The 13,525-nt window shown below is 60.4% G+C and carries 12 protein-coding genes and 1 pseudogene; 6 read left to right on the top strand and 7 right to left on the bottom strand.

The features are described 5' to 3' along the window. Window positions 1-165 precede the first annotated feature (165 nt). From K419_RS0116750 to K419_RS0116740, 5 genes are all read right to left on the bottom strand, one after another. The gene (locus K419_RS0116750) at window positions 166-2,907 is read right to left on the bottom strand and encodes a cytochrome c3 family protein (RefSeq protein WP_226377720.1); all 2,742 of its coding nucleotides are present in this window, start codon (window positions 2,905-2,907) and stop codon (window positions 166-168) included. A gap of 327 nt (window positions 2,908-3,234) precedes the next feature. After that, window positions 3,235-3,780 (bottom strand): CxxxxCH/CxxCH domain c-type cytochrome, encoded by a 546-nt coding sequence (locus K419_RS24500; RefSeq protein WP_226377721.1) that lies wholly within the window; start codon window positions 3,778-3,780, stop codon window positions 3,235-3,237. A 164-nt stretch (window positions 3,781-3,944) separates the two neighbouring features. Continuing rightward, window positions 3,945-4,280, bottom strand: a complete 336-nt coding sequence (locus K419_RS23635; protein ID WP_156912228.1) for a hypothetical protein — start codon at window positions 4,278-4,280, stop codon at window positions 3,945-3,947. 553 nt (window positions 4,281-4,833) lie between these two features. Next, window positions 4,834-5,355: a UDP binding domain-containing protein gene (locus tag K419_RS22235; protein ID WP_318842539.1), complete on the bottom strand. Its 522-nt coding sequence runs from the start codon at window positions 5,353-5,355 to the stop codon at window positions 4,834-4,836. Window positions 5,356-5,463: 108 nt separating this feature from the next. Beyond that, window positions 5,464-5,646: a hypothetical protein gene (locus tag K419_RS0116740; protein WP_026842576.1), complete on the bottom strand. Its 183-nt coding sequence runs from the start codon at window positions 5,644-5,646 to the stop codon at window positions 5,464-5,466. On the opposite strand from K419_RS0116740, the pseudogene K419_RS24310 reads away from it, so the two are divergent. Then, window positions 5,638-5,739, top strand: a pseudogene (locus tag K419_RS24310) (helix-hairpin-helix domain-containing protein); the annotation flags it as partial. The gene K419_RS0116740 and the pseudogene K419_RS24310 overlap by 9 nt on opposite strands. Window positions 5,740-6,112: 373 nt before the next feature. On the opposite strand, the gene K419_RS22830 reads toward K419_RS24310, so the two are convergent. After that, window positions 6,113-7,849 (bottom strand): methyl-accepting chemotaxis protein, encoded by a 1,737-nt coding sequence (locus K419_RS22830; protein WP_051293068.1) that lies wholly within the window; start codon window positions 7,847-7,849, stop codon window positions 6,113-6,115. Between the two features lie 507 nt (window positions 7,850-8,356). Between K419_RS22830 and K419_RS0116725 the strand changes: the two genes are divergently transcribed. The 3 genes from K419_RS0116725 (at window position 8,357) to K419_RS0116715 (ending at window position 10,145) form a co-directional block, all read left to right on the top strand. Then, entirely contained in the window at window positions 8,357-9,037 is a 681-nt protein-coding gene (locus K419_RS0116725) for an HAD family hydrolase (RefSeq protein ID WP_026842575.1), read from the top strand. Window positions 9,038-9,345: 308 nt separating this feature from the next. Further along, on the top strand, window positions 9,346-9,768 hold the full coding sequence (locus K419_RS0116720) for a gamma-glutamylcyclotransferase family protein (RefSeq protein ID WP_026842574.1): 423 nt from the start codon (window positions 9,346-9,348) through the stop codon (window positions 9,766-9,768). Between the two features lie 26 nt (window positions 9,769-9,794). Further along, entirely contained in the window at window positions 9,795-10,145 is a 351-nt protein-coding gene (locus tag K419_RS0116715; RefSeq protein ID WP_035497358.1) for a hypothetical protein, read from the top strand. 69 nt (window positions 10,146-10,214) lie between these two features. Here the strand turns inward: K419_RS0116715 and K419_RS0116710 are convergent, their stop codons facing one another. After that, window positions 10,215-10,403, bottom strand: coding sequence for a hypothetical protein (locus K419_RS0116710; protein ID WP_026842572.1), 189 nt, complete (start codon window positions 10,401-10,403; stop codon window positions 10,215-10,217). Between the two features lie 226 nt (window positions 10,404-10,629). Here K419_RS0116710 and K419_RS0116705 point away from each other — a divergent pair, with 226 nt between their 5' ends. Both K419_RS0116705 and K419_RS22225 read left to right on the top strand, forming a co-directional pair. After that, window positions 10,630-13,101, top strand: a complete 2,472-nt coding sequence (locus tag K419_RS0116705) for a hypothetical protein (RefSeq protein ID WP_026842571.1) — start codon at window positions 10,630-10,632, stop codon at window positions 13,099-13,101. Between the two features lie 82 nt (window positions 13,102-13,183). Then, the gene (locus tag K419_RS22225) at window positions 13,184-13,408 is read left to right on the top strand and encodes a hypothetical protein (protein WP_035497357.1); all 225 of its coding nucleotides are present in this window, start codon (window positions 13,184-13,186) and stop codon (window positions 13,406-13,408) included. Window positions 13,409-13,525: the final 117 nt, after the last annotated feature.

The raw sequence follows: 13,525 nt of genomic DNA, 5'->3' as shown, positions 1-13,525 counted from the left end.
GTGCCTGTCCGGCACCAAGCGCCATCAGTGTCAGCACCAGAAGTGCCAACCCCAACAAACATCGTCCTCCATACTTAGATAACATCTTTCCCTCCATTTTAAGGATCTTCCTTTGTTGCCCTTTTTATTGTTCAAGCTGAATCGGTGTTTGATCCAGAAACTTGATTATCTTTCGCTGCTCCACCTGACCGACGGGCTCATGTGGCAGGCGATGTTGAAGCAACTGCCGGTGGCGTTCGCACCCGGGACGCTGGTGAGGCGCGCGCCGGTGTAGACGGTGAAGCTGTTGGCGAAGCGCAAGCTGTTGTCCACCATGATCGTGACGTTTTCGATGTAGTTTTTAACCGGAATGGCCATCTTGTGGTACGGCGCGGAGCCGGTGGCACCCGCGTTGTGGCACACCGTGCAGTTGGCCCATCCTTCCGACGCCTTGGCGAACGGCGAGACGTGCGCTGCCACCAAGTGAGCCCCGCCGCCGCCGGAGTAATCCTCGAAACGGGCGCTGGACCAGTTGTTCATCCTGCCAAAGATCACGGCGCTGGCGGTGCGCTTGGGTGCCGGGGGATAGCCGTGGCAGGCATCGCAGGTACCAGTCGGCATGAAGGCGGCCCTCGCGGAATCATGCTTGTGGCAGGAGAGGCAGCCTGTGGTTGGATGCCCCCCGGTCTCCGGCACCCCTGCCTGGTAGTGCGCGGTTTTGGTGTGGCACACTTGGCAAAGTCCCATGTTGGTGGTCAGGTTGACCAGACCGGCGCCGGCTTCAGTATAGGTGATGCTCTTGCCGTTGATCACTGTCCTGATCTGGGAGAGGTTGCTGGTGCCGTGCGGATCGTGGCAGGTGGCACACGCCATGGCGGCATCTCCGCCCTTAGTGGTCACGTGGCTGGCCATGTTGAGGTGGTTTGCCTGCACCACCGCAGCGTTGTTGTGGCAATAGCTGCACTCAGCGTTGAAGCTGACGGTGAGCGGAGCTATCAGCCTGCCGGCGCCACCGATGTGGCGCTGGTTCCTATCGTGGCAGGAGAGACATCCCTTCCCTGCTGCGCCGTGGCCGCGGGTGGCGGCGAGCCCCTTGTCCTGGGCGGTGACGCCGTTGATCACCGAGAGGGTGCCTGTATGGCAGCTCTCGCAGGTCACCGCGCCGGAGGTCCAGCTTACCCGCTGCTGATGACAGGGGGTGCAGGTGCCGGTTCCAGCGCTCAAGTAGCCGAGACCGATATTAAAATCTACGACGCCATTCACGTGGGCCGGACTGGGGTACCCGCTGTTGCTATGGCAGGCCTGGCAGCTCGTCACGGAGGTCTGCGTCAGCATCGGCCCGTAGGAGGTGGCCGAGCTTGAGAAGTGGGCGAAGTGGGCGCCGCTGGCTATCAGGGCGCTTCCCGGAGACGGCACGGTGGCGTGGCAGGTACCGCAGGCGCCGGTGCTGGCTACGCCCCACTGCGGAGTGGCTGCGAGGTGGCAGGCGCTGGTGCAGGTCTTGTTGCTGCTCATCCCGGCAAGCCTTGAGCCGTTCACTTCCACGACACTGTCCATGTGCGCCCCGTTTGCCACCAGAGTGGTATTGCTTTTTGCCGTGGCGGAGTGGCAATCGGCGCAGCCTGCTCCTTTTTGAAGATGCTTGGCATGTGACCCGGAGGCGAGGGTGGAGGAGTCGCCGTGGCACCCGATGCAGCCAAGCGCGGTCCCCCAACTTACCGGGGCCGGGTTGCTGAGGATGCCGTTACCGCTGTGGCAGTTGATGTTGGAGCAAGTCCCGCCGGTGGAGAGGTACTGATAGGTGAAGGATGCGCCCGGCCCGGCGGTGACGTCATACACCCCGTTGTCGTGGATGGCCGAGTTGGTAACGGTGGTTCCGGTCGAGGTCGTCCCGAAGTGGCATTTGTCACAGCTGAAATTATGGCTGCCGTGGCTGTTCGCCTTGGTGCTGCCGTTGGGATAGTTGGGCGGGAAACCATGGCAACCATCGCACCGTAGATCAAGAACGTTGTTCATGTGCACCGAGGGACTTGTGTTGTGGCACAGACTGCAGTCATTGCTGCTGCTGTGCGTTTTCCCGGGATTGAACCACTTGGTAACCGTCGGCGGATACCCATGGCAGCTATCGCAGGAAGCCGAAAAGGAACCTTTGGTGCCATTGTGGGCATGGCATTTGTTGCAGACCTTGGGATCGGTGCTTGCGTGTTCCGGAACGGAAGCAGGCGGGATGTGGCAACCCTCACACACACCGGTACCGGTACCGTTCTTGTACTCCATGCGGCTGCCGGTGTAGCGGAAGAATACCTGGCTGCTTCTCCCGGGCATATAGCGACGGATAAGTTTGATGTTGCGGCCCTGCGCGGCAGTCGGGTCCATGGGATCGTACTCAACGTGGGCGCCGTGGCAGTCGATGCACTGGATGTCCTGTCCCTTCCCGTTGTGACTCATCTTGCCAGTGTGACAGTTAGTGCAGATGTTTATGGAATCCTGGGCTCCGGGGGCAACTTTTGCTCCGCGCGGGTTGGTGCGCAGGAGATTGCCGTCCCCGGAACTGAGGTTCTTGAAGCCGTTCACATAGTTAGAGCTGCGCGAATCAGCGGAGTGCACCCTGTGACAGGTCGAACAAAGAATTTTGCCGTCGGCGCTGAACCTGCTTCCGAGGTCAGAGGTGGGATTGGCGGGATTCGCGTTTACCGGGGCCATGCCGACAAACTTCGCAGGGGAAGCTTTCACTGCGGCGCTATATCCGACGAAGACAGGGTGGGTTCCTGTTGCAGCGGTTGTCGCAGCACGCGACCGGTGGCAATCGAGACACATCTGGTCAGCGCCATTGGCGATACGCTGGAACCTCTTGTTGGTATCCAGATGCGGGTTATGACAGTTCGCACAGGAGAGCTGGGACCCGGTGTAGCCCTGGACCTGAACCATAGCCCCTACAGATGGCGACTGGGCGCCGGCGCCGGGATTCACGACACTCCCCCCCCATCGATGCGAGGTGTTGCCCTGGTCGGCATCGCTGAACTTGTAAATAGAGGAACCGGTCGCGCTGTGACACCTCAGACAGGTACCATTGAACAAGTTGCTGTCCGCAGGCGCGGTCGAGTTATGACACGTTATGCAGACGCTGGTATGAGGAGCATCAACTGCGCCGACATTGGTGCTTATAATGCCCAGCATACTAATGAACAGTGCTATAAGTATCAGTCTTTTCGTCATAGGGATCACCGGTTATCCAGTTAGTAGTGCAAATCCGTATCAGTGACAGCCGAAACAGGTTGAGTTATAGTTCGCAACTACGTTCACAGTTCCATTCTGGTGTTGACTTGGCGCGGTGATGTAATTGGAGACTATAGTCTTCCCATCAGGTGACAGATTTGATTTGGCATCGGGGTGACATGTCTCACAATTGTTCCCCCCCGGTATGCCGTTGCCATGAGAGCCGTTATGCCATGTCCTCCCCAGGGGGGGGTTGCCGTGGCAGCTGTTGCAGTTGGTTGCTGGGTCGTCCTGCCATAGGGCAGTGGCATTGCTCATGCCGCCGTAGCTGACTGTCACAGGCACTGTCGTATCAAGGCCATAGTCATATATGTAGTATGTGTAAGTACCGGTCGGGATGTTGTGACACGCGATGTTTGAGCAAGTCGCCGCGTTACTTGTCTGAGGCGAACTCCACGCACCGGACGGGACGAAAATCGGGGCGGGACCGCCGGGCTGAAAGGCTCGCTTGGAACTATCCTTGAAGAATGAATTCGACGCCACAAATGTGCTGCTAAGGTCATGACACCCCTTGCAGTCATCCATGAACGCCTGGTGCTTCGTATGAATGCTATTAGGGCACAGGTCGTTGTTATTCGCGTCAAGGCAATAGTTCGCTGCGTGGCCCACAGAGATAAGCCCAGCCAGGAACAGGGCCGCTGAACAGAGCGATATAGTAAATAGTCCTTTCATGTAACACTCCCTGCCAATTATTGAAGTGAATTGCCAGCTGCCGTCGGATTATTTTGAGGCGGATTGGGCTTCTTATACTTCTTCAAAATGTAGCCATTGATAGAAGCATCATGCGGGACCCATTCCTGCCCATTGTAAATGTACTCACATTTGACAGTGGTGTTATAGTAGACCTGATGTATTGTTGGATTAGCCGGAGCACTCGGCAGATATTGTTTTTCTGCAGCCACAACGGCTAGTGGCGCAACCAAGGCTATTGAACCGAGCAGCAAAAGTGCAGCCGAAGCAGTCAAAGCAACGGCTGTGATTTTTTTTAATAAGGTCCCCATAATCTGTTGTTTATGTAATTCCATGCCATCCCCCTCAAGAACTTGGTCAACCCGTTAACGGACTCTCATCTGAAAATCAAAGTCACACACAGCCACTTCTTTTCTCATCCTCGATACAGTTGCTGGCGTACAGCAAAAAATATACCGCTCTCATAAACGCCTGTTTAATCGCATGCTGACACACAGATTTCCATTCAAACTCAGTCATTACGCAAGATCTATTACGTGTAACAGCGTGTCGTAGGTAACGAATTGGTAACAGTGTCTAGTGCACAAGAACCAGTGTTTGACGTCCATCTCCGAAGGGGCCGGACACACTGCGGGCTCCCCAGCCCAACCATCGGGCTAAAGCCCCTGATGATGGTCGAGCATTTGGCCGCCGGCTTACGCTCGAGGCTTACCGCATTGGAACTTCCGTGCCAATATGAACGGGCAGAGCCTCGGCGATGTCGCAGTGCCAACATACGCCTCGCGGAAAGGATGGAAGAAGCTGGAGGTGGCTAAAGAGAAGAAGATCAGGAGATGACAAGAAACAGGCTGCAGGGCAGAAGGCACGCAGGCGCAGCTTCAGGCAGCTTCAGCGCCACACGCCCCGAGTGTCGATGACGACCTTCTCCTTGAGCAGCTCGCGGTCCATCTCCTTGAACTCCTCGTGATCGACCAGGACCAAAAGGATGTCGGCGTCCCTCAACACCTCTTCCAGCCCGTACAGGGGAAGATCGCCCCTGCCCTGGGAGAGGTTCGGTTCGCAGGCCATCACCCGCCCCACTCCCGAACTCATCAGCTCCCTGGTAATCTCCAGGGCCGGAGATTCGCGCAGATCATCTATGTTGGCCTTGAAGGCGAGTCCCAGACAACCTATCACCGGGTCCTTGAAGCGCCGGGCCTTGGACTTCACCCTGTCCATCACCCAGTGCGGCTTCGCGTCGTTCACCTCGCGCGCGGTCCGGATCAGCCGCGCCTCTTCGGGGGCTGCGGCGACGATGAACCAGGGGTCGACGGCGATGCAATGCCCCCCTACCCCAGGCCCGGGCTGGAGTATGTTGACACGCGGGTGCCGGTTGGCGAGTTCGATCAGTTCCCAGACGTAGGACCGCATGCCCCTTGGTGGCCAGTATCGAAGCCGTGGGAAGGCCGATGTAACCAAGGCCCATCACCACGACGTTCTGCCTCTGCTTAAGCATGTAATGCCTCCAGTTGCACCGGCTCACGGCGCCTCGACGACCTTGCCGATCCAGGCGCCCCCAAGCCCCTCTCCCGGGCTGTCGTTGCTCTTTTTGCCGCAGGTGGTGAAGGCCCTGGCGTCGAGGTTCGCAGGGAAAGGAATGCCCTTGTTGGTGTAGTCGAGGATGACCCTCTTGCGGGTTTCACGCAGTTCGAAGTGCAGCATATCAAGGGGATAGGGAGGGTGCAGAGCAAGCGCCTGATCGAAGCGGGGTTGGACGACTTCGAGAAGATCGCCGGCGCGGGCCGGGAAGAACTGGCGAAGGTCCGCGGCATCAACCCGCGAAACCTCGCTTCCATCCTGGAGCAGGCTAAGGAGTCAGCTGCGAACTGGTCCGGCTCGCCGCAGGCCTCGAGAAACTCGAGGAGTGCGGCAAGAAACGGTGCAAACGCGCGGCAAAGGCGCTGGTCAAAGTGGAAAAGCGGATCGCCGGCCTGGACGAGGCGGGCGCCAAGAAGGTGAAGAAGGGGCTCAAGAAGGCGAGAAAGGCGTTGGCGAAGGCGCTTTAGGCAAGGCCTCCCAAAGCCGCGAGCTCTCCCCGGCGCCCTTTCGGCGCCAGGTTAAGAGCGGCCCGTTGCAGCCATGCACCGGGCTCAGGCATCTTTCGCGCCGCTCCCCTCCCGGACCGTCGTTACCCCGGCAGCGCCCCCAGGGACGCTGCCGGAACACCCCCCAACCAAGCCATAGGCGCCTCCCCGAGGTCCCGGGGCTTCCCCGCCGTTTGCTCCAACGTGAACCGGCTCGACATCTTCTCCAGATCCTCGGCTACCAGATGCATCTGCGCCGCGGCAGCCGCGAACTGCTGGATCCCCGCCTCGCTCTCCCTGATCACCCCGTTCACCTGCCGTATGTTGCCGGTCATCCCGTATACCGACGAACTCTGCTCCTCGGCGGCCGTCGCGATCTGGCTCACCTCCACGGAGATGGCCCCGATGCTGCGGATCACGGCCTCCAGCGCCTCGCCGGTAAGCTGGGCCTTGCCGACCCCCTGCTCCGCCTCCACCACGCCCCGCCCCATCGCCTCCACTGCGCGCCGGGTCTCCGCCTGGATCGACTTGATCATCTGCGAGATCTCCCTGGTCGCCGCGGTGGTGCGCGAGGCAAGAGCCCGGACCTCGTCGGCCACCACGGCGAACCCCCTCCCCTGCTCGCCCGCCCTCGCAGCCTCAATGGCTGCGTTGAGCGCGAGGAGGTTGGTCTGGTCCGCTATGTCGTCGATGGTCTCCGTTATCTCGCCTATCTGGAGCGAGCGCTTGCCGAGTTCGCCGACAAGTCCCGAGGTCTCGCGGGCGTGGTCGCCTATCAATCGCATGCTGGCGAGCGTCTCGCCCATGACGCCGCGGGCCCTGTCCACCGCGCCGTTGGCCACTGAGACGTTGTCCGCAGCCATGCCGCAGTTTCGGGCGATCTCGGAGGCGGTCTGGTTGAGCTCTTCGCCCGAGCTCGCCACCGTGTCGATCTCCCCTCTTGCCGTCAGCGCCTGCCGCGCCATGAGGGAGGAGGTGCCGTTCAGCTCTCCGGAAGCGGCGGCGAGTTTACCGGACTGGCGCACGATGCCTGAGGCGACGCCATGGAGGGTCTCCGCCATCCCGTTTACGTGGTGCGCGAGGAGGTGCAATTCGTTTCTGGAGGTCCCGCCGTCGTCGCCGGTGGCGATCCGGGCGGTCAGGTCTCCTTCGGCGATCTCGGCCACCTTGCCGGCGATGGCCCTGAGGGGCCGCGTTATGCCGCGGGACATGAAGTAGCCGACCAGGACGGCGGCAGCTACCCCGAGGGACAGGCAGAGCGCGCTGAAGGCGAGGGCTTGGACTGAGGCGCTCTCGTTGTCGGCGTGGCGCTTCTTGGCCTGCGCCTTGTTGATTGCGATCGCCTTGGCGATCTCCTCGTCGACCTTGGAGATGACGTCCCCTCCCTGGTTGCGCATGATGTTGATCGCCTCGTCCTGGCGCCCCTGGGCGGCAAGGTCCACGATCTTGTCGCGGAAAAAGCCGTACAGCTTCAGGTCCTCCGTGATCGACTGCTGCAGCGCCACCGCCTCGGCGCTGCGATTCACGGCAAAGAAGGAGGCGAGCCCCCTATCCACCTGGTCCGCGGACTGTTTCAAAAGCGCAAGGTGCTCCTGCCGCTCCTGCTCGGAACGATCGATCACGATGTCCCGCAGCAGGTACAGCGAGGTCTGATATCCCTTGACGACCTCCGGCAGCTGGCTGAGCGGTACCAGGTTCCCGCTGTACATGGCTTCCGCGCGCCTGCTGACATCCCAGATGCTTCCGGCCGTGACGATGCCGCTTGCGCCCGTCAGTCCCGCCACCAGAAGAAAGCCGGCAAGTATCTTTCCGCCTATAGGGAGGTGCTGGTACCTTTTCATTTCCACTCCTTTACGAATGTTGTCGATAGCATCTCGGTATGCGAATGCTTCTTACTTGCAACAATAAAGTTACAATTGTGTGAACTTCACATGCAGAAAGCAGAACAGAAACAGAATATTCTGTCCCTGCGTCTGTTATTAGGCTCGCTGGTTCCTATTGAAAGGTCAGCCGAGTACCGTTCTTTGTCATTTATTCTGCAAATATTCTGCCAAATTCTGTTTTACAACAAGTGCTCAATATTTCGATCAAAGCCCAGACAGAGCGTCGCGCTGCTCCTGTGCAAATCTATAACAGCTGTTAAACGCTTGAGCAGTTCCTTCCCTAGAGAGTTTCACCCCTGTTCACACAATTATGATTCGTTCTTCACAACGATGTAATAACTATGAGGTACAACCTTGGTCATCCCGCATCAGTGACCGCATACGACGGGCTACTACGAGGATCCCGTCCCCAGGCGCTCCGGGTTTTCAGGCGATTTGCTGCAATCTTGTTCACAAGGAGCATCCATGTTCAGCGCCGTTATTTTCGATTTCGACGGAACCATAGTGGACACCGAACCGATACATTTCCAAGCCTTCCAGGAGGTGCTGGCGCCGTTGGGCTTGTGTTTTTCCTGGCAAAACTACCTGGAGGGTTTTCTCGGCCTCGACGATCGGGACGCCTTTCGCAAGGGGTTCGAACAAGCGGGGCGTTCGCTGTCGGATGCGGATCTCGACGATCTGATAGGCCAAAAGGGGCAGGCGTTCGCGCGCCAGGCCTCCCGCGTTGCCCCGTACCCGGGTGCAGTGGAACTGGTCCGCTCCATCTCCGACTATCTGCCGACTGCCCTTTGCAGCGGCGCACGGAGAGGCGACATCGAGCCGGTGCTGGCCCTGCTCGGGCTGACGGGCTGTTTCGACGCCATGGTGACCGCCGACGAAGTGGCGGCGAGCAAGCCCGACCCAGAGAGCTACCGGGAGGCCGTGGCGCGGTTACAGGAGATCTTCCCCGCCGTATTAGCGGCGACCACGCTTGCCGTCGAGGACACCCCCGCGGGCATCGCCTCGGCGACAGGCGCCGGCGTCAAGGTCATGGCCGTCACCAACAGTTATCCGCGAGAACGTCTGGCGGGGGCGACTTGGATCGTGGACTCGCTGTCCTGGGACGAGCTTTCCAGCTCTTTTGCCGCACGCCCTGCATGTGCATAACGACGCAGATTCCGGCGTCTATCAACCTTTCTTGCCCGTGTTACGGCCTAAGGGGCCAAAAGTAGTTTTTCCGAAACGGAGCCATAAAAATTTCATATGTAATTCCAGCTGGTTGAGTTCTCTGTCGAATCCTTGTGCAAAACGCTAAACCCGTTAAAAACACGTTACATTCCCGTTAACTATCCACAGCTTTAAGGGCTCTATCCACAACCGACGTGGAAACGTCCACAGAAGAGCAACTTGGTACAGCCCGAGCCGACTCGGCAAAGCCGGATTTCATTTTTTCCTGACCAGGACACGAGGTGGGTATGAAGCCCTATTTCGCCTACGGCTCCAACCTGTGGCTGAAACAGATGAGGAGCCGCTGCCCCGGCTTCCTGACTATAGGCGCGGGGGTGCTGATCGGCTATCGCTGGATCATAACGACCCGCGGCTACGCGAGTGTCGTCCGCTCAGTTGCGGATGTCGTCTTCGGGACCGTGTACGCCCTCTCGGAGGAAGACGAGAGCAGCCTGGACCAATTCGAGGGGGTGCCGCAGGGGCACTACAGGAAGGAACTTCTCGTGGTGGAAACGGAAAGGGGCAAACTACGCTGCCTGGTCTACGTGGACCCGATGCAGCAGGAGGGGGCGCCGCACGAAGAATACCTGAGCCGTCTCAGAAACGGGATACGCGATGCCGCTATCCCCCCGCAGTACGTGGAGAAGTATCTCTCCGCGATCCTTGTCTGAACCTCCCTTCCCCGGAGTACGCATTTATGTCCATGAAAACAGTCGCCTGTGCCGCGGCGCTCGCCGTCTTGATGATGCAAAGCGCCGAGGGGGCCGCCCCGATCCCGACCAGCATGGCCGGCAACGTAAGCTGCGCCGGGTTTCTCAAGGCCCGGATGGAGAAAAAAAGCTTCCCCTTCGAACAGTGGTTGAGCGGCTATCTGACGGGTTTGGCCACCTACGACAGGCGCATCAACAACGTCTCCAAACTCCAGGCTGCCAACGACGATCCAGGGATGCAGCTCATCGAGAGCTACTGCAAGGTGCACCCGCAGGAGACCTTCCGCGCCGCCGCCACCGAAATGGCGCGCACGATCTTCTATCGCGCCGCGAAGTAAGTGGGGGCGCCCAAACCGCAGGCGCGGCAGAAGGAACCCGACCCGGTAGCTCCGGCAGTGCGCTCAGTCTCAAAGGATCTGGTAGTAGGACGGTCTCTTCCCCTTCGTCTGCCGCGGGTTCTCCATAACCGGGTACTTCCTCTGACAGGCCGCGCAGCAGACCTCGTCTCTCTCCACCCTGACCCAATGTGTCAGGTTCCTCGTGTCGCACCAGTCGCAGTACCAGACGTAATGATCGCCCTGCGGCATAAGCTGCATCGAAGCCTCCTTGTCATGCTAAAGCTCGCCTTCTTGCGCAAGGCTACCCTGTCAACGTTGCGGCAAGGTTGCCGTCAGGTTAATTTTTCGAGACTTTTTGCCGCGCCCGGCAGGGGTAACGAAGGTTTCACCGTTTGTTCACACCATCTCCACATTGCTGCGCTACATACGGGCTGCCAGACAGTTCATCCTCTGGAGACGTAGTTGCCCGTAAAGGAGGCCTGCAATGTCACGACAGCTGGACGCCACCCCGACTTCCCTCCCCTCGCCTGCCACCATCACCGAGCTCCACCCCCATTTCCTCAGAAATATCATGACGAGGCTTGCCGGATTGGAGCCGGCAGCGGAGGGATTCCTGGAGCGCCTACCGTTCGCCGCCGGCGACACTACCGGGGGGACCGAGACCGAGCTGCAAGCCGTGGTGGAGGGGGAGCGGAGCAGGGTCGACCTGCCGCTTACCATCGAGCAATCGGACTACTTCGCGAATATCGCCAAACGGGCCGCGGCAGGCGACACGCCCAAGCGGCTGATCACGGACCTCGAGCGCTTTCTGGCCGGAAACAAGGAAAACGTCTGGGAGAACAGCTGGGTGAGGTTTCCGGCAAGCCGCCTCTCCCCCTTCGCGCTACGGGTCTTCGAGAACGACCTCTCGACGGACAAAAAGGCCCCCCAGGCGGGACGGCGCAGCGACGCCGGGCGCTTCTTCGTTACCGCAGCGGACGGAACGCAGCAACTGAGAGTTCCGGTAAGCTATCTGCTGAAACTCTCCCTCGCCGACCTGATCGGCTCTCAGCAACTTCCTTCCCCCCTCAACGAAACCGGCAAGATACTTCTGGGGCACTATCTTAACGACAACACCTCCCCCGAAACCTTTTCCTTCCACGTGGTGCCGCTCACCCGGCAGGGGGGGATGGGGCGCGCCCTCGCCAGGGAGACCTCCAAGCGTTTCCTCTTCACGCAGATGCTCGCCATGCATGCAAACGAGAGCTTCGGGCTGAAAGAAAGCGGCCAGCGCGCCATGGTCTACTTCGCGCCGCACCCGCCGGTCAGGCAGAAGGAGCTGAACGACCACGTCCCCGACGCCTTCTACCGCGACCTCTTCATGAGCCCATGTCTCTCCGGCTGGGATCGGGGCGAGGAGAAGTACCGCTACATGCAGCTTTGCCACCAGGTTCTCTCCAGAAGCCAGTTGAACGCGGTCTCCAAGCTGCGGGAGGCGGGGATCATCACCAACAACCTGGTGGTGCTCCCGAACGTCTCCAACGTGAGCCTTGCCAACAACGGAACCCACGTGAGCCTGGGGAGCCGCAGGCTTGGTAACCTTCTCTCCGACCCCGCCTCCGGTTTCTCACCGGCCCACGAAAAGTACCTGGGGGATCTCGCCATCAAGATGGCGGAGCACTTCCTGCCGCTCTTCGTCGGGACCTACTCCGCCGCCCCCCACCGGCTGGGCTATACCGCCTTCCATCCCGAAAAGGCGCTCGGCTTCCTGCCGCACGAACTCGACTACACCCACCTGCGCATGCTCTGGAGGCGCTGGCAGAAGAAGGCGAAGATCTCCGTCTTCGGCCAGCCCGTCACCCCGTTCGGTCCCCCCTGGATCGACCGGATGGTGAGCGGGCTCTTCGGCCTCAAAGGGGACTTCGTCCCCGATTTTCGCCTGGTCGACTACCTGATCTGCCTGATGAGCACGCCGCAGAGCCCGGCCCTGAACGGCCGCGCGGGGAGCAGCGAGAAGCTGAAGCGCGACCTGGCCGAAATGGGGGTCTTCGACCAGCAGATGTCGCTCTACCTCCTGTACAAGCTGCGCGAGCACGCGGTGATGGGATTTTCCGGCTTCGAAGGGCGCCACTACAGCCAGTTCGACTCGATCCGGGACGACCTCGCCGGCGCCACCGACCTGCAGATGCTGATCAACGCACTCGCCTTCAAGTACATGGCGCAGGGAACCCTCACCCACCCCTCGATCCCCGACGACCCCACCCTGGAGAGCGAGCGGCGCCAGATCTTCTTCGCGGCGGCGATCGGCAACCCGACCTTTTACGTCAGGCGCGACAGCTCCAACCGGTTCCTGCAGCGCATCCTGGAAAAAACGAGGGAGATCCGCAGCAGCCGGCGCTACCCGGGCTACGTCAGGGTCAAGGTGAGGGAGTATCGCATGGCCCTGCTGCGGCTTTTGCGCCAGGACGCAGCGGACCTGATCGAGATGATGGGGCTCGAAGAAACCATGGCCGGCCTTGAAGCCCGCCTGATGGACCCGGAGCGCTGTTCGGTGGCGGGAAAACTCACCAGCGGCATCCTGGCAGAAGTGGGGGGGAAGCAGCCGCTCAAGATCAACGCGGACGACTTCAACCGCGGCGCAGAGCGCTACTACCGCGAAGGGCTTAGAAGGAGGCATATGGAAGAGGCGCTCGACGCGCTGGAGGAGGATTTCCAAGCGCTCGACCGCGCCGCCCGCGCGGGAAGCGAAGCCGAGCGGCTCCTGCTGCAGGAAACCGGAGAGGAAGGGGTTGCTGCGCCCCTGCTGGCCAGGGTGCGCGCCGACTTCCTCGCCGAGCGGCTGGACCTCGGAACCCTCAGGCGCTTGATGAACCTGACCCTGATGACGGTGCAGCGCGATCAGGCCGAGGCGGACGCCGAGCTCAAGGGCAAAACCGGCGCCGCGCCAAAGGCGCCGCCGCTCTACCGGGCGGGGTAGCGCGAGCCCCCTTCTTGCCTTTCGTTTAGGGGGGCAACAGATCCCAAAGCAGCACGAACACCTCAGCAAAGGAGAACGCGTCATGGAATGTCCAAAATGCAGGGCAAAGATCGGTATCATGAGGCAGACGCAGACGGTAAATACCGGGGCCGTCGACTCCATCAAATGTTTCATCTGCGGCTACTGGGTGCAGACCTGGCCCTCTCCCACCCCCCAAGGTGCCTGGCTACCCCCGGGACGCGTCGGGGCAGGGGCGGCGCCTTCCCTTGCCAGCGCCACTTCTAATGAAACCTTGACCGAGCTGTAACACAGCCACAAGAAAAGCGGTCTATGCTGACGCCATCGTTCGACAGCGCATGGCCCGGCAAGAAGCCGGACCCGCGTAGACAAGGGAGACCACGATGCAAGCTCGCCTACCGGCCCT

The organism is Citrifermentans bremense R1, assembly GCF_000426865.1.
Lineage (GTDB): Bacteria > Desulfobacterota > Desulfuromonadia > Geobacterales > Geobacteraceae > Geomonas > Geomonas bremensis.
The sequence above is the reverse complement of the archived record's forward strand: the minus strand, read 5'-3'. Positions and strand labels throughout refer to the sequence as shown.